General features: G+C 69.8%; 14 protein-coding genes and 2 pseudogenes. 13 read left to right on the forward strand and 3 right to left on the reverse strand.

Annotation, left to right across the window (positions count from 1 at the left end; all coding sequences use genetic code 11):
• Nucleotides 1-187: 187 nt before the first annotated feature.
• On the reverse strand, nt 188-1,165 hold the full coding sequence (locus ABZ904_RS17615) for an Lrp/AsnC family transcriptional regulator (protein WP_361824063.1): 978 nt from the start codon (nt 1,163-1,165) through the stop codon (nt 188-190).
• A 112-nt stretch (nt 1,166-1,277) separates the two neighbouring features.
• Here ABZ904_RS17615 and ABZ904_RS17620 point away from each other — a divergent pair, with 112 nt between their 5' ends.
• The 7 genes and pseudogenes from ABZ904_RS17620 to ABZ904_RS17650 form a co-directional block, all read left to right on the forward strand.
• Nucleotides 1,278-2,729 (forward strand): carboxylesterase family protein, encoded by a 1,452-nt coding sequence (locus tag ABZ904_RS17620; RefSeq protein ID WP_361824065.1) that lies wholly within the window; start codon nt 1,278-1,280, stop codon nt 2,727-2,729.
• A gap of 54 nt (nt 2,730-2,783) precedes the next feature.
• Nucleotides 2,784-2,927, forward strand: a complete 144-nt coding sequence (locus tag ABZ904_RS17625) for a hypothetical protein (protein ID WP_361824068.1) — start codon at nt 2,784-2,786, stop codon at nt 2,925-2,927.
• 304 nt (nt 2,928-3,231) lie between these two features.
• Nucleotides 3,232-3,384, forward strand: a pseudogene (locus ABZ904_RS17630) (cytochrome P450); the annotation flags it as partial.
• Nucleotides 3,385-3,439: 55 nt separating this feature from the next.
• Complete coding sequence (locus tag ABZ904_RS17635) at nt 3,440-4,117, forward strand: GAP family protein (protein ID WP_359390921.1); 678 nt, start codon at nt 3,440-3,442, stop codon at nt 4,115-4,117.
• A 120-nt stretch (nt 4,118-4,237) separates the two neighbouring features.
• On the forward strand, nt 4,238-6,673 hold the full coding sequence (locus tag ABZ904_RS17640; protein WP_361824071.1) for a SpoIIE family protein phosphatase: 2,436 nt from the start codon (nt 4,238-4,240) through the stop codon (nt 6,671-6,673).
• Nucleotides 6,674-6,907: 234 nt separating this feature from the next.
• Nucleotides 6,908-7,990, forward strand: a complete 1,083-nt coding sequence (locus ABZ904_RS17645; protein ID WP_360997740.1) for a HoxN/HupN/NixA family nickel/cobalt transporter — start codon at nt 6,908-6,910, stop codon at nt 7,988-7,990.
• A gap of 33 nt (nt 7,991-8,023) precedes the next feature.
• Nucleotides 8,024-8,158 (forward strand): annotated as a pseudogene (locus ABZ904_RS17650) (Fe-Mn family superoxide dismutase); the annotation flags it as partial.
• A 185-nt stretch (nt 8,159-8,343) separates the two neighbouring features.
• Here ABZ904_RS17650 and ABZ904_RS17655 read toward each other — a convergent pair.
• Nucleotides 8,344-9,366, reverse strand: coding sequence for a DUF4331 family protein (locus ABZ904_RS17655; RefSeq protein WP_361824074.1), 1,023 nt, complete (start codon nt 9,364-9,366; stop codon nt 8,344-8,346).
• A gap of 221 nt (nt 9,367-9,587) precedes the next feature.
• Here ABZ904_RS17655 and ABZ904_RS17660 point away from each other — a divergent pair, with 221 nt between their 5' ends.
• Nucleotides 9,588-10,529, forward strand: a complete 942-nt coding sequence (locus ABZ904_RS17660) for a LysR family transcriptional regulator (RefSeq protein WP_360997694.1) — start codon at nt 9,588-9,590, stop codon at nt 10,527-10,529.
• A gap of 99 nt (nt 10,530-10,628) precedes the next feature.
• On the opposite strand, the gene ABZ904_RS17665 is transcribed toward ABZ904_RS17660, so the two are convergent.
• On the reverse strand, nt 10,629-11,051 hold the full coding sequence (locus tag ABZ904_RS17665) for a hypothetical protein (RefSeq protein WP_359391161.1): 423 nt from the start codon (nt 11,049-11,051) through the stop codon (nt 10,629-10,631).
• Nucleotides 11,052-11,541: 490 nt separating this feature from the next.
• On the opposite strand from ABZ904_RS17665, the gene ABZ904_RS17670 reads away from it, so the two are divergent.
• The 5 genes from ABZ904_RS17670 to ABZ904_RS17690 all read left to right on the forward strand — a co-directional run bounded on the left by ABZ904_RS17670 (nt 11,542) and on the right by ABZ904_RS17690 (nt 16,041).
• Entirely contained in the window at nt 11,542-11,820 is a 279-nt protein-coding gene (locus tag ABZ904_RS17670) for an FmdB family zinc ribbon protein (RefSeq protein ID WP_359390936.1), read from the forward strand.
• Between the two features lie 131 nt (nt 11,821-11,951).
• Nucleotides 11,952-12,608 carry an AmiS/UreI family transporter gene (locus ABZ904_RS17675; protein ID WP_361824077.1) on the forward strand — a complete coding sequence of 219 codons (657 nt, stop codon included), beginning with the start codon at nt 11,952-11,954 and terminating at the stop codon, nt 12,606-12,608.
• A 24-nt stretch (nt 12,609-12,632) separates the two neighbouring features.
• Nucleotides 12,633-13,883 (forward strand): formamidase, encoded by a 1,251-nt coding sequence (fmdA, locus tag ABZ904_RS17680; protein ID WP_359390941.1) that lies wholly within the window; start codon nt 12,633-12,635, stop codon nt 13,881-13,883.
• A 190-nt stretch (nt 13,884-14,073) separates the two neighbouring features.
• Nucleotides 14,074-15,216, forward strand: coding sequence for a hypothetical protein (locus ABZ904_RS17685; protein ID WP_361824080.1), 1,143 nt, complete (start codon nt 14,074-14,076; stop codon nt 15,214-15,216).
• Nucleotides 15,217-15,264: 48 nt separating this feature from the next.
• Nucleotides 15,265-16,041 (forward strand): TIGR03936 family radical SAM-associated protein, encoded by a 777-nt coding sequence (locus ABZ904_RS17690; RefSeq protein ID WP_359390948.1) that lies wholly within the window; start codon nt 15,265-15,267, stop codon nt 16,039-16,041.
• Nucleotides 16,042-16,123: the final 82 nt, after the last annotated feature.

A 16,123-nucleotide genomic window follows, 5' to 3' on the forward strand; every position in this document is an offset into this window, starting at 1 on the left:
GGCCGCCCGGCCCTTGGTGGCGCGGCCGTCGTTGTGGACGTAGTACCGCTCGTCGTGGCCTGGGGCGTACGGCTCTCCTGCGAGCGCTCGCTCACCCACTGCCGATCAGGAAACTCGATCAGGAGGCTCGTTCTCGTCATACGGGCGGCGTCTTGCCTGCGTATGCACCCCGCCGGACGTGATCGGCTCAGAGGCTGCCCGGACGGACCAGGCCGGTCCGCTTGACCCCGGTCAGGATGGGGGTGACCTCAAGGCTGGAGATGTGCTTGAGGGCGCCGATGGTCTCGCTCAGGAAGAGGTAGAGCGCGTCGAGGTCGGCTGCCGCCACGGCCACGAGGAGATTGGCCGGACCGGTGGTGGCCGAGGTGAAGCGGACCTGTGGGTGGCGGCTGAGCACGCGGCCCGTCTCCTCCAGGCCGCCGGGTGCGGCGGTGATCCACAGGAGTGCCTCGGCGCGCATGCCCAGCCGGGCCAGATCGACTTCGGTCGCGAGTCTGAGGACCTGGCCGCCCACCAGTGCCTCCAGGCGGCGGCGGGCGGTGAGAGCGGTGGTGTCGGCGCGGCGCGCGAGGTCGGCGTAGGAGGCCCGCCCGTCCTCGATCAGCGCGGCGATCAGCTGGTCGTCGACGGGCAGCAGGGCGGAGCGGGTGGGCGCCGCAGGCGTGCCGGGGCGCAGACCGGTCAGCTCGGCTTCCGACAGCAGGCCGCCGCTCCAGTCGAAGGCGGCCGGGAAGACCCGCAGGAGGACATGAGAGGTCCACGACTGGACCGCGGGGGTGGCGGGGAGGTCGCGCAGCAGCAGCGTGTTGCGTGCCTCCGGCCCGTCCAGGAACAGGATGGTGCAGATTTCGTCCCCGCCGCCGAGGACATCCACCCAGATGGTGTCGGGGCGGCGGGCCAGGGTGGCGGCGACGGCGCCGATCCGGTTGGGCCGGCACCGGATGCGCAGTGCGAGCGGAATCAGATCGGGGAAGCACGCGGGGTTGCGCACGGCTGTGGCACGCAGCGTTCCGTCGTGGAACAGAGGCGCCGCACGCCGCACCACGGTGCGCTCCGAGATGCCCAGGACGCCGCCGACCGTGCGCCAGGAGGCCCGCGGGGCAGCCAGCAGCGCGGCCGCGATCCGGCGGTCTGTTTCCTCCAGCTGATGGCGCACTTTCTTCATACAGCAAGATCCTATGTCGCTTGTTGGCGCCTCAGGAGGTTCTTTCTGGCTCGGATTCCCTCGCCCGGATAGAAACGGACTCAGAGCAGCCGCGACGAGAGAGGAGAGCACGATGACGGGTGTCGAGGGCCGGACCGTGGACACGGACCGGGGCAAGGTCAGGGGGGTCGCGGAAGGCGAGGCGATCTCCTTCCGGGGAATCCCCTATGCCGCGTCGCCGGTCGGTGAGCTGCGTTTCGCGCCGCCGCGGCCGCACCCGGGATGGTCGGGAGTGAAGGAGGCGGTGCAGGCCGGGCCGGCCGTACCGCAGGCGGCCTCACGGCTGGAGCGGGTGATGGGGCGCCGCGTGCCGGACTGGAACGAGGACGGCTGCCTGACTGTCAACGTCTTCAGTCCGCTGCGGGCGTTCGAGGGCGAGGCGCCCCGCCCGGTCCTGGTCTGGTGGCACGGGGGCGGCTTCTCCAGCGGCTCCGGCGGATGGGACTGGTACGACGGGACCCGTCTGGCCGCACTGGGTGACATCGTGGTGGTGACCGCGAACTACCGGGTGGGACCGCTGGGTTATCTGTATCTGCCGGAGATCGGTGCCGCCAACCTTGGCTCCCAGGACCAGGCCGCCGTGCTGCGCTGGGTGCAGGACAACATCGCCTCGTTCGGCGGCGACCCGCACAGCGTCACGGTCGGCGGGCAGTCAGCCGGGGCGTACTCGGCCCTGTCGCTGGCGCTCGATCCGCGGACAACGGGACTCGTCACCCGGGTGCTGCTGGAAAGCAGCCCCTTCGGACTGCGGCCGCAGGACCCGCAGACCGCGGCCGAGAACGCCGAGACGTACCTGCGGCTGCTCGGTGTGCCGGGCGGCGCGGACGCCGCAAAGGCACTGCGTGCACTGCCCGTTGAGCAACTGCTGTCCGCCTACGGCCGGCTCGCGGCACAACTCGTGCGTCCGGGCGATGTCGCCCCGCCGATGTGTCCGGTGCTCGGTGGCCCCGGTGCTCCCCTCGCCTGGCAGCGAGCGGTCGCGGACGGCGCACTGGAGGGCAAGCCTCTGCTGATCGGCACCGCGCAGGACGAGATGACGGCCTTCTTCGCCCTCGACCCGGACATCCAGAACCTCACCCCCACCGGTGCGCTGGACATCCTGACCGGTCAGATCGGCGCACAGGCCCAGGAGGTCTACCAGCGGCAGGCGGCCCGGCTTCCGCAGGCGACGCCGGCGCAGATCTTCACCGCGGTGGAGACCGGCGAGGTGTTCCGCAACGGCGCGCTGGAGCTCGCCGACCACCACGCGGCCGGCGGCACCGCGACCTACGTCTACCAGTTCGACTACCGGCCGGCCGAGGACGAGCTCGCCCTGGGCGCCACCCACTGCGGCGAACTGCCTTTCCTCTTCAACACCTTCGACGCCTACCAGGACAGTCCGATGCTGGGCAGGCCAGGAGACGCCCAGCGCGCCCTGGGACGCACCTTCGCGAGCGCGGTCGCCGAGTTCGTGAGGACCGGATCGGTGGACGACTGGCCGCCGTACACGCCCGAAACGGCCGCTCGTATCCGGCACTTCGCTTGAGCAGGGCCGGGGACCGGACGGCACTTGGGCGGATGGTCGAGCCCTTTCCCCGATGTGATCGGGCGGAGGGGCTCGACACGTACGGGGGTCCATGCCGCGCTCGCCGCCGACCCCCGCGACAGCGCCCACATCGTCCCGGGCTTCGACCATGTCCTGGACCGGCACCGGCTGCTCAGCGCCGTCGAAGTGGCCTCCTGAGCCCGCACCGCCCAGGTACCTGCCGCCGCACGATCCGGGAATCCCTGATGGGAACGCGAGGCCCGTGGGCTGTCCCGGTGCCGGGCTCACTCTGTCGGCTTGGCGGACGTGCGCCCGTGGACGGGCTCGCACACGCTGGGGCGCAGGGGACAGCTCGCGTCCGGGCTGCCTGCCGGCGTGGAACGACGACGGCGCCCGTGACCACCTCGCGAAGGAGCTGAACGCTCATGGGGCTTGTCGTCGATCTCAACCGGTGTCAGGGATGCGCGCCGTGCGCGTTCCTCGCATACTGCTTCGGCGAACCCTCGCCCGGCTGGAAGCCCGGCTCGCCCTGACCGAGTTCGCCCGCCGCCTCGACGGTCCACGCCTGGTCGAGGACCCGCCTCCCTACCGCCGCAACGCAGTTCTGCGAGGTCCGCGCCATCTGCCGATCGCCATCAGCGGAATCAAGAACTGAGCCGGACCCCGGCTGTCCGGCCGGCCCGACCTCTTCTACCCGCGAGGAGCCCACCTTGGGACACGCCGTAGGCGAGGTGCTGGGCCTGGCGGCCGGTGTCGCGGTCAGCCCGCTCCCCATCGTGGCGATCATCCTCCTCCTGGCCACTGGGCGCGGCCGCCTCAACGGCGCCCTGTTCGCCGTGGGCTGGCTCCTGGGTCTGGCACTCCTCGGCGCGATCATGCTCGCGGTGGGCGGCCCGGGCGGCGCGTCCACGAACAAGCACCCGGCCACCTGGGTCGGCGCTCTGAAGCTCGCCCTGGGCGTGCTGCTCGTCCTCTTCGCCGTCCGGCAGTGGCGCCGACGGCCCACCGACCCCGCGCAGGCCCGGCTGCCGAAGTGGATGGCCGCGATCGACCGCTTCACCCCGCGCAAGGTCTTCGGGCTGGGGCTGCTGCTGTCGGCGGCCAACGCCAAGAACGCACCCCTGACCCTTGCCGCGGGCGCCTCGATCAACTCGGCCGGAATTCCGGTGCCGGCGCAGATCGGGGCACTCGCCGTCTTCGTCGTCATCGCCTCGCTCGGGGTCCTCGCACCGCTGGCCGTCTTCCTGTTCATGGGGGAGCGGGCCGAGCGAATCCTTGGCTCCTGGCGGGACTGGGCAGCACAGCACAACGCAGCCCTGATGGCCGCCCTTTTGTTCGTCCTCGGACTCAAGCTGCTGGGCGACGGCATCGGCATCCTCGCCTCCTGAGCGCGCACGTGTGGGCACCGCCGAGCACTCCTGCCGAACCGCTGGGCCGAAAGGACCGGGAGAGTCGCGGACGGAGACCGGGGGGAGGAAGATCGGAGTCACGGAGGCAAGGTGGTGGCTATGGGGACGCCGTCGATGCTGTTCAGCGAGAGTCCGGAGGATCCGTTCGCCCTCGGGCACAGTGCCTCGGCCGTGCTCGACGAGCACGGCACCGTGGTCGGCTGGAGCGCACGTGCCCAGGAGCTGCTGGGTTACAAGGCCACGGAAGTGATCGGGCGGGCGTGGCGGGACCTGCTGATCGACGCCCGTGACCTGCCTGCCGCGCGGGCCGCCGCCGCGGACGCCATGAGCACGGGGAGCTGGTTCGGGCCTTTGCCCGTCCGGCACCGTGACGGACGGCGTGTGGAGCTCGGTTTCCGGGCCCGTGCGATCACCCGGGAGGGGGACAGCCAGGAGTGGTTTCTGGTCGGTGCCCCGGTGGCGGAGATCGTCGCCTGGCAGCGGGACCGTGCTCTGCTGGACGGCCTCTATCACCGTTCCCCGATCGGTCTGGTCATCCACAGCCCGGAGAGGACGGTGCTCCGGGTCAACCGCGCCGTCGAAAAGGCGAGCGGCGTCCCCGCCGAGGCGCCGGTGGGACACCGTCCCCGCGAATTCCTCGTCGACGAGGACGCGGGTCCGGCCGAGGAGCGGGTACGGCACGTGCTGGAGACCGGCGAGCCGTTGATCTTCACGGAGCAGTCCGCACGGACCCGGCTGGATCCGGGCCGGGAACGGATCGTGTCCGTCTCGGCGTTCCGGATGGAGGACGCCACGGGCCGGGTCCTCGGTGTGGCCGAGACGATCGAGGACGTGACCGAGCGCCATCGGGCCCGACGCAGGCTCACTCTGCTGAACGAGGCGAGCGCCCGGATCGGAACCTCGCTCGATGTGACCCAGACCGCCCGTGAGCTGGCCGAGGTGGCCGCCCAAGGCCTGGCCGACTACTGCGCGGTGGACCTTCTGAAGCCCGTGACACTCGGCGACGAACCACCCCCCGGTGTGGCGGTCCCGCTGGTCCGGGTGGCCCTCTCGCCCCCGGATCGCCGGGTCCCGTACCAGGAGGGCGAGGCGGTCCCGCTCCTTCCGGAATCCCCGCAAGTGCGGTGCCTGGCCGAGCAGCGCCCGATTCTCGAACGGCTGCTGTCCCTCCGCCCCGAGTGGCAAGCCATGGACCAGCGGCGGATCGAGATCGCCATGGGTCTCGGCGTCCATTCGCTGATCGTGGTGCCCCTGGTGGCGCGCGGCCTGGTCCTGGGCATCGTGGGTCTGTGGCGAGCGCGCCATTCGGAGCCTTTCGAGGACGACGACGCCGCGGTGGCCCAGGAGTTCTCCTCGCGTGCGGCCGTCTGCATCGACAACGCGCGCCGCTTCACCCAGCAGCAGAGCGCCGCCCTGACACTTCAGCGCAGTCTGCTGCCGAGTGCGGTCTCCGACCTCCCTGCCGTCGACGTGGCCTGTCGATATCTCCCGGCGAGCGGCGAGCCGGGTATCGGCGGTGACTGGTTCGACGTGATCCCGTTGTCGGGGGCCCGGGTCGCTCTCGTCGTGGGGGACGTGGTCGGCCACGGGATCCACGCCGCGGCCTCGATGGGCCGTCTGCGGGCCGCCGTGCGCACCCTGGCCAGCCTCGACCTGGAACCCGACGAGCTCGTGGCCCGGCTGGACGATCTGGTCAGTCTGGTGGCCACCGAACTGGAGGCCAACGCCGACGGCCAGGGGTCAGTGGTGGAGCAGGTGGTCGGGGCCACCTGCCTCTACGCGGTCTACGACCCGGTCTCCCGGCGCTGCTCGATGGCGCGCGCCGGCCACCCGGCACCGATGGCGTCCACCCCGGACGGCCAGGTGACCGTGCTCGACCTGCCCGCAGGGCCGCCGCTCGGCCTCGGGGGACTGCCGTTCGAAACGTGCGACATCGACCTTCCCGAGGGCAGTCTGCTCACGCTCTACACCAACGGCCTCCTGGAGGCGCGCGACGGCGACGTCGACGCCGCGCTGGCGGATCTGCACGAATGTCTCAGCGTCGCCGCCGATCCTCTGGACCGTACCTGCCACGCCGTGGTCGAAGCGCTGCTGCCCACGGACCACCTGCCCAGCGACGACATCGCGCTGCTCATCGCCCGTACCCGGGTGCTGCCGCCACAGAATGTCGCCTCGTGGCAGCTGCCCCTGGAGGCGACCGCCGCTGCCTGCGCCAGGGAGCTGACGACGGAGCAACTGACCCAATGGGGACTGACGGACCTGGCCTTCACCACCGAGCTGGTGGCCAGCGAGCTGGTCACCAACGCCTACCGGTACGCGGCTGGCCCGATCACCCTGCGCCTCATCCGTACGCAGTGCCTGATCTGCGAGGTGTCCGACACCAGCCACACGTCCCCTCACCTCCGGCGGGCCCTCAGCACGGACGAGGGCGGACGCGGGCTCTTCCTGGTCGCGCAGCTCACGGAGCGATGGGGCACCCGCTACACCCACGACGGCAAGACCGTGTGGACGGAGCAGCCTCTGCCGCCCGTATGACGCGCGGCCCTCTCTGCCTTTTTTTCGGGCCATTGACCGAAACCTGATCCGGGCTTTACTGCGGTCAGCTTGTAGTTGCGACTCATTCGCAGAAACCTGGTAGGCGCGGCTGAAAACAGCCTCCCGCCGAGCAGTAAGGCCCACGCTCCCATGACCACCCCCGATTCCGCTTCCGTCCGGCCGGGCGCCCCGGCTTCCGGACGCGGCATCTCGTGGCGCCGCGTCCGTACCTCGATGACCCGCAAGGAGTGGGCCAGTCTCGGCGGGATGGCCGCCTTCATCCTGGCGCTGCACGTCATCGGCTGGTTCACCCTGGTGGCGATCGTCGCTCCCGAGCACTACAGCCTGGGCACCAAGACCTTCGGCATGGGCATCGGCGTCACCGCGTACACCCTCGGCATGCGGCACGCCTTCGACGCCGACCACATCGCCGCCATCGACAACACCACCCGGAAGCTGATGAACGAGGGCCGGCGCCCGCTGTCGGTCGGCTTCTGGTTCTCCCTCGGCCACTCCAGCATCGTCTTCGCCCTCGCCTTCCTCCTCTCCCTGGGAGTGAAGGCGCTGGCCGGACCCGTCGAGAACGACAACTCCCAGCTGCACAACGTCACCGGCTGGATCGGTACGACCGTCTCCGGGACGTTCCTCTACGTCATCGCGTTCATCAACCTGCTCATCATGGCCGGGATCTGGAAGGTCTTCCGGCAGATGCGCACCGGCCACTTCGACGAGGCCGCCCTGGAGGAGCAGCTCAACAACCGCGGCTTCATGAACCGCCTCCTGGGCCGCCTGATGAAGTCGATCACCAAGCCCCATCAGATGTACCCGCTGGGCCTCCTCTTCGGCCTCGGCTTCGACACGGCGACCGAGATCGCGCTGCTCGTCCTCGCCGGTTCGGGCGCGGCCTCCGGCCTCCCCTGGTACGCGATCCTGTGTCTGCCGATCCTGTTCGCGGCCGGCATGTCCCTGCTCGACACCATCGACGGCTCGTTCATGAACTTCGCCTACGGCTGGGCGTTCTCCAAGCCGGTCCGCAAGGTCTACTACAACCTCACCATGACCGGCCTGTCCGTCGCCGTCGCCTTGATCATCGGTACCGCCGAACTCCTCGGCCTGGTAGCCGAGAAGGCTCACCTGCACGGCGCGTTCTGGGACCGGGTCGCCGGGCTCGACCTCAACATCATCGGCTACGTCATCGTCGGTCTGTTCTTCGCCACCTGGGGCATTGCCCTGCTGGTGTGGAAGGTCGCCCGCATCGAGGAGAAGTGGACGGCGGGCCTCGCGCAGCCCGCACCCGCCGAACTCCGCGCCGAGTAGGACCGGCCGCGGCGTCGCGCCCAAGGACGGCGCGCCTTCTGTCTGCAGTACGAGAACCAGAAGGTGGACTTCATCGAGGCGATGTGGCAGGTCGTCAACTGGCAGGACGTGGCCGGGCGCTACGCCGCCGCGAAGGAGCGCGGCGGCAGCCTGCTCCTCCGCCCCTGACGACCTGGTCGCCCCGTACGTCCTCCTCGTGATCGTCTTCTCATCTTTCACCTGCAGGCGGCACGCCGGAGGGCTCCCGCAAGCACATTGCTCGCGGGAGCCCTTCGCGCTCACCGGTGCCTTGTGGCTCGTACGACCCGACCCGTTCCGGTGAGCTCGTCCCGCGGTGGCGCGGGCGGGGACGGTCAGACCGGCACGACGTAGGGGAAGCCGGCGGTCCGCAGGTGCTCCGCGACGGACGGCATGAGCCTGGCCGGCACGGCCGTGTTCGTCACAAGGGACAGCATCGCCTCAGGCGCGTTGTCGGCCAGGGTGCGGCCGTTGCGGGTGGCGAAGCCGTACGTCGCGGGGGTTCCGACGACGTAGGGCAGTACGTCGGGGAACAGTTGCCGGGCCACGGTCCGGCCGTACCCCTCCGGGTCGGCGCAGGTCCCGGTGGCCGCGACGACGGCCGCGACCTGCCCGGCGATGAGCTCGCCGGCGGCGGCGAAGTCCTCGGAGGGGTGCCGGGTGTTGGCGGGGTTGGAGAAGTCGGTGTCGCCGGGCCAGAAGATCGGCCACATCATGGGGTGCCCGCCGCGGTTGATCTGCCGCCATCCGCCGGCGTCGGTGGCCAGCTTGGTCGCACACCACACGCCGGTGCGGGTCCCGGGGCGCAGCAGCGCGTGCTCATGGGACACCTCGAGCACGATCGACTCCACGGTGGTGCCCGCGAAGCTGTTCTGCGCCTCCTTCGGGCGCCAGTCCGACAGGTCCACCGCGGTCCCCTTCGCCACCGCCCCGTTGACGACGGCCAGCAGCGACAGGTCGATGTAGAACGAGTCGGAGATGCGCCCGGCCCAGAGGCGGGTGCCGTCCGCGACTGCTGTCTCACCGGTGCGGCCCTCGAGCACCAGGTCGCCGTCGGCGGAGTCCTCGCGCGCCTCGTCCCCGGTCAGGACATGCAGCCGCAGGGACTGACTGTCCTCCGGGTCCGGCTCGCCGAAGGAGACACGATAGGTCAGGGTCTCGAAGTCGGCGCCGTCGAAATGGACTTTGAATTCGTACCGTGCCTCCGGGTGGAATCCCGGCTGGGCGTAGACGCCGGTGATGTCGGAATTGACGTCCATGACGAACACCGTGCTGCGCTCGCCCGGGAAGACATACAGGTCATCGATGAACAGCTGACCGTTCTGGGCCGCCAGCGGAGTGTCGAGATGGTGAGACATGGTTGGTCCTTACTCTTCTCGGTCTCGCATTGGGAGAAGGTGGCGGGCGAATCCGTGGGCCCTACACCGTCTGGAATACCGGGTGGTGGAACCGGTATCGCGTCGACGTCCTCATCGCGTCGGGTCCGGGCGCTCTCGCGGTTCTTCCGGACAGCTCCATGTTCGCCGGGCGGGCGGCGACCCGGTATGCCCACTTGGGCATGGCCTCATAGGCTGTGGTTATGAGCGCGTCGCCTCCCGACCTCGGCAGCCTCCAATTGCTGACCTTGGTGGCCGAGCTCGGCAGCCTCGGCCGGGCCGCCGAGCGGATGGGGATCAGCCAGCCCGCCGCGAGCAAGCGGCTGACCCAGATGGAGCGGCGCCTGGGGCTGACCCTGGTGAACCGCGACACCCGCGGCTCCGTGCTCACCACCGAGGGCAAGGCGGTGTGCCAGTGGTCGGGGCGTGTGCTGGCCGAAGTGGACTCACTGATGGCGGGCGCCGCGGCACTGCGCGGCGACCGCGCCGACGATCTGCGCCTGGCGTCCAGCATGACGCTGGCCGAACACTTCGTACCGCGCTGGATCGGCGCGCTGCAGCGGCGATCGCCCGACGTCTACGTCAGCCTCAAGGTGACCAATTCCGAACAGGTCGGCGCGCTCGCCGCGAGTGGCCGGATCAGCCTGGGTTTTATCGAGGCGCCCTCCGTGCCGTCCGGACTCAGTTCACGCCAGGTGGGCAGCGACCGGCTGGTCGTCGTGTGCGCGCCGCAGCATGCCTGGGCACGACGGCGGGAGCCGGTGGATCTGGAGGAGCTGGCCCGGACCCGCCTGATCGTCCGCGAAGTCGGTTCAGGTACGCGTGAGACCCTCGAGCGGGTACTCGCCGGCGCTGGCGTCGAGCCGGTCAGACCCCTGATGGTGCTGGACGCCAACGCCGCGATGCGCAGCGCCGTGGCCGAAGGCGCCGGTCCGGCGGTGCTCAGCGCGGTCACCGTCCAGGAGGACCTGGCCGAGGGGCGCATCGTGGAGGTCCCGGTGGCGGGGGTGGATCTGCATCGGCAACTGCGCGCGGTGTGGCCGAAGGACCGCAGGTTGACCGGTGCGGTCGAGGAACTGCTCCGGATCGCGGTACACACCCGCCACGACGAGCGGTCGAGCTCGAGCGGGCCGGCGGCCGGGTAGGACCGATCTGCTCCGGCTGTCCGTGCGCGGCCGGTGCCGCGACCGTCGCCGGTCACGTGTTGCCGCGCGTCAGGGACTGGGCCCTGGTCGAGCGAGCCCTCAGGGCTTGCCGCCGATCTCGCACGCCTGGCAGACCGGCCCGCCGCAGGTGCACTGCATGATCGCTTCGAGTACTCCGCGATCATGGTAGAGACACTCGTCCATGCAGGTGTGGCGCGGGATGAACCCCGCCGGGATCTCGCCCGGCCATGGCTCGTGACCGTCCCGGCAGCGGACGAACCGCTCCGGATCGGTCGCGTGCAGCTCGTGCATGGTGGAGCGGGCCTCCTCCTCGAGCTCCCGAACCCGCGTCGCCAGGGCCTTGAGCTCGGCGGCGACACCGGCGTACCGGTCGGTGCCGGTCCTCACGTGGGCGGCCCGCAGCGCCATGGCTGCATTGCCCAGGAACCTGCCGGCGTCCTGGAGGTCGGTCACGTGATGCATCTGAATGCCGTTCACGCCCCGGACCCACACGGCGTCCATGCTCACTGCTCCACCTTTCCGGCGTTGACCCTGTCCCGCGGAAGTTCGTGGGAAATGCTGTCGCCTTCGACATGCGCGGCGCATTGCCCACATTCTCTGGAAAGAGATGAATCTGAACGCTAAAAGCCGTCAGCCTTATCCGTCCAGAAAAAAAGCCCGTGAACCTGCTCACAGCAGGCATACGGCTCCTGTCGTGGGGACCGTACGGGACGGGTCCGGCGGTCGCCCGGGAGCGTGTTCCTGCTCCCGCCGGTCAACCGCTGTCGCCGTTCCACGAGGAGCGTGCGGGTAGAGCCGCTCTTCCGGATCACGCGCCGAGCAAGCGCGTTCCCGAACCCCTGCACGGTCTCCTCGGGGTGGTCCGGAACGACCTTGACAAGGGTGGTTTTCGCGACGTCTCCTTGAGATGGGGTAGTAGTGGCGCACGTTTCTCGGAGCGCGTCACAGACGTCGGGTTCCAGCACAGTGCGCCGACTTCGGAGGCGGCTTCATGGCAACCTACGAATACCTTTGCAGTCGCTGCGGGTCTTTCGACGTCAAGCTCGCGATCGGCACCGCTCCCACGGCTTACGGCTGCCCTGTTTGCGCGGGCACGGCCAGACGTGTGTTTTCGTCACCTGCCTTCGCCGTGACGTCGCACGAGATCTCCTCCTTCCGTGAACGGGAGGAAAAGTCCCGTGAGGCTCCGGCAGTTGTGTCCGAGGTGCCACGGCGCAAGCGGCTGCCGCCGCGCCCGCACCCCGCGCTCTCGCAATTGCCCCGGCCCTGAAGGTGATGATCCAGGCGGAGTTGCCCGGGCGGGTTCCGGCGCCGGAACACCGACGCCGCTCCTGCTGTGCCGTCATTCCCCGGCGTGACGACGGTGTTCCGTCCCCACGCGGCCTTTGGAGGTGCATCCCCGTGGGCAACGTGGGACTGCTCTTCGTCGGTGCGGTGCTGTTCATGAACGGCCTGTTGCTGCTGGAGATGGTGGAGGCCCGGTCGGGAGCGGTGTTCAACCTGTTCGTAGGTGTACTGCAGACGGTGACGCCGACCTACCTCATCTTCACGGCCGGCGGCGACCAGGACAAGATTCTGGCGGCTTCCGGCATCTACTTGTTCGCATTCACCTATCTCTATGTGGGAATCGGCCTGCTGGCCGGTCTCGACACCTCGGGCGTCGGCTACTACTCCCTGTTTGTGGCCATTGCTGCCCTGGGGTATTCGTTCGTCAATTTCCACCGTTTCAAGGACTACCCGTTCGGGGTGATCTGGCTGTACTGGGCGTTCCTGTGGTTCCTTTTCTTCCTGTTGCTCGGCCTCAAGATGGCGAAACTCACCGTCTATGTGGGCTGGGTGACGGCGATCGAAGGCTGGATCACCGGTGTGATCCCCGCTGCGCTGTTGCTCTCCGGTTACTGGAAGCACACGACGGAGATCGCCATAGCCCAAGGAGCCTTCGCCCTCCTGGTGTTCGGGGCACTGTGGCCGCTCACCAGGAAATCACGGCAGCCGACCGGGACAACCCCGTCGGCCGCACCTCCCGGATCAGCCGGGAACACGGGCACACCGACCTGACCGGATCAGAAAAGTGAGGCTGTCATGCCGGAAGTTATTTACAGCGTGGACCAGACCAAGTCGATGCGCGAACAGGACCCGCCTGGACACAACAGGTGGCACCCGGATATCCCCCCCGTCGCCATGGTGAAGCCCGGAGCCGAGTTCCGGATCGAATGCCGTGACTGGACCGACTGCCAGATCGGCAACAACGACTCCGCCAACGACGTGCGGGACATCGATCTGACCATTCCCCACATGCTCAGTGGCCCGATAGGCGTGGAAGGAGCGGAACCAGGCGACCTGCTGGTGGTCGACCTGCTCGACCTCGGCCCCGTTCCCCAGCAGGCAGGGGACGCGGCGGGCCAGGGCTGGGGATACACCGGCATCTTCGCCAAGGCCAACGGCGGTGGCTTCCTGACCGACTACTTCCCGGACGCGTACAAGGCGATATGGGACTTCCACGGGCAGCAGGCGGTCTCCCGTCATCTTCCCGGGATCCGCTTCACGGGCATCACCCACCCCGGACTGTTCGGAACCGCTCCCTCCGCCGAGATGCTCGCCCGGTGGAACGCGCGCGAGAAGGCGCTGATCGACACGGACCCGGACCGGGTGCCGCCCCTCGCCGTGCCCCCGGACTCCTCCCATGCGCTCGCGGGCAAGGCCACCGGAGACCTCGCCACACGCATCGCCGCGGAGGGCGCACGCACGGTGCCGGCCCGTGAGAACGGAGGCAACCAGGACATCAAGAACTTCACGCGCGGATCGCGGGCCTACTGCCCCGTATACGTGGAGGACGCCAAACTCTCCGGCGGCGACCTGCACTTCAGCCAGGGCGATGGAGAGATCACCTTCTGCGGTGCCATCGAGATGGGCGGATTCATCGATTTCCATGTGGACCTGATCAAGGGCGGCATGGAGACCTACGGAATCTCCACCAACCCGGTGTTCATGCCCGGCAATGTCGAGCCGCGCTACTCGGAGTTCCTCACCTTCATCGGGATCTCCGTCGACCACGACACGGACACCAACTACTACATGGACGCGACGCTGGCCTACCGACGGGCCTGCCTGAACGCCGTCGAGTACTTCAAGAGGTTCGGCTACACCGGTGAGCAGGCCTACCTCCTGCTCGGCGCCGCCCCCGTCGAGGGACGTATCAGCGGCATCGTCGACATTCCCAATGCCTGTTGCTCGCTCTACGTGCCGACCTCCATCTTCGACTTCGACGTGCGGCCGTCCCCAGCCGGACCGGCGAAGGCCGAACGGGGCCGGGCCGCGCTGACCAGCGTCTGACCCGACCGCCACCACCCTGCGGCCACGGCCCCGCAGTCGCACCTGCGGGGCCGGGCGGCATCATGGGGGACAGGCGGTGCGGCTGCTGAGGTCTCGTCATATAAGCGAGTGGCTCACCGGGTTCGCGTCCCCGGAGCGCGGCGGCTCGTGTCTCCGCATCCGTACGGGCCGCTGAGGCGTCTATGTCGGCATGGACCTGGAGAAACCGTCCCCGCGGCCCCCTGCCGAGGGGTGTCTCACCGTCGCCGTCCGCCTGCCTGTGCGGATCGTCGTGCTCGTGCTGGTCGTTCCGGTGCGCATGGTGTGGGACGCGCTGGTCGCCGGGGGACGGCTCCTGCGCGACGCCGTACTGAGGCCGGTGGGCCGCGCCCTGCTGTGGATGGCGTGGGCGGCGTTCGTGTGGCCATGGGTGACGCTGTGGCGCTACGTCCTCGTTCCCCTCGGTAGGGCCGCGGCCTGGCTGGGGCACCGCCTGGTCGTCGTCCCGGCCGCGTGGCTGTACGAGCACGTGCTCACGCCGCTCGGTCGCGCTGCCGCCCGGCTGCTGCGCCGGATCGGTGCCGGGCTCGGCCGGGTGCTGCGCGGGATCGGTTCCGGGTTCGCGTGGGGGTACGCGCGTGTACTGGCCCCCGTGGGGCGTGCGGTCACCTGGCTGCTGAAGGGCGCCGGGTCCGTCCTCGCCGCTCTCGGCGCCGGGGCGTTCGCGGCGGTGGCGTGGCTCGTGGGGTACCTGGTCGTGGTTCCGGCCAGGTGGCTGTACCGGTACGTGCTGACGCCGCTGGGACACGGGATCGCCTGGGTCGCGGCCGGTGCCGTACGGGCCGTACGCGTGATCGGCACCGGTGTCGGGGTCGCCCTCTACTGGATCGTGCGCGTGGTCCTCGTGCTTCCCGCGCTCGCCGTCGGCCGGTGGGTCCTCGCCCCGGTCGGGCGCGTCCTCTGGGCCCTCGGACGCGAGATCGGCGCCGCGTTCGGCCATGCCTGGCGCGTCGCCGGGCATGTGTCGCTCCTCGTGGGCCGGTTCCTGGGCACCCTCTTCCGGTGGATCTTCGTGGAGCCGGTGCGGTGGGCGTACCGGACGGTGCTGACGCCGATCGGGCACGCGCTGCGGGACGCGGTGCTGCGGCCGGCCGCAGCGGCCGCGCACGCCGTGGGCCGGGCGGCGCGGCGGACACTGGCCCTCGCACACGAGTCCGCGCGGCAGGCCCGCGCCGACCTGCGGCGCATGCTCATCGGGGATCCGGGCGGGCCCCGAACGATCTCCCGGCGGGAACCGAAGGCGGCGGAGACACGTACTCTAGGTAGCAGTACCACCGCTCTCACGAAGGACTGAACGACACTGGGCAAGCGACAGCCCGAAGGCCCGCCGCCCGCACCCGCGGTGCAGCGCATCCGACTGCGCTACACCAAGCGCGGCCGCCTCCGGTTCACCAGCCACCGTGACTTCCAGCGCGCCTTCGAGCGTGCGTTGCGCCGTGCCGAGGTACCGATGGCGTACTCGGCGGGGTTCACGCCGCATCCGAAGGTGTCGTACGCCAATGCCGCACCCACCGGCACGGGCAGTGAGGCGGAGTACCTGGAAATCGCGCTGACCGAGGCGCGTGACCCGGACAAGCTGCGCGAACTCCTCGACGAGTCGCTGCCCACCGGGCTCGACATCGTCGACGCGGTCGAGGCCCGTACGGCGGGACTGGCCGACCGGCTGACGGCTTCCGTGTGGGAGCTGCGGCTGGACGGCGTGGACCCGGCGGAGGCCGGACGCGCGGTCGAGGCCTTCAACGGGGCCGGGGCCGTGGAGGTCCAGCGCATGACCAAGAACGGCGTCCGTACCTTCGACGCCCGTGCCGCGGTCGCGACCCTGGAAAGTGTGACAACGCAGAGTTCGCAGGCTGATAGGCCCGCCGACCAGCCCTGTGCGATACTGCGGCTGGTTGTTCGGCACGTGACGCCTGCCGTACGACCCGACGACGTCCTGTCCGGTCTCCGCGCCGTGGCCGACCTGGCGCCGCCGGTCCCCGCAGCGGTGACCAGGCTGGCGCAGGGGCTGTTCGATGAAGAGACCGGCACGGTGACCGACCCACTCGCGCCCGACCGCGAGGCAGTAGCGACCGAGCCGCACACGGCCGCCGTGACTGCCGCCGCGGCGACGCCGGAGTAAGGAAGGTTCCGCGTAGGGACGGACGTCGTAGCGCCGCCCTCGTACTCGGGAGCCACCTGGGTCGGGCAGCGCACCGACCAGA

Source organism: Streptomyces sp. NPDC046900 (assembly GCF_040644975.1).
GTDB lineage: Bacteria > Actinomycetota > Actinomycetes > Streptomycetales > Streptomycetaceae > Streptomyces.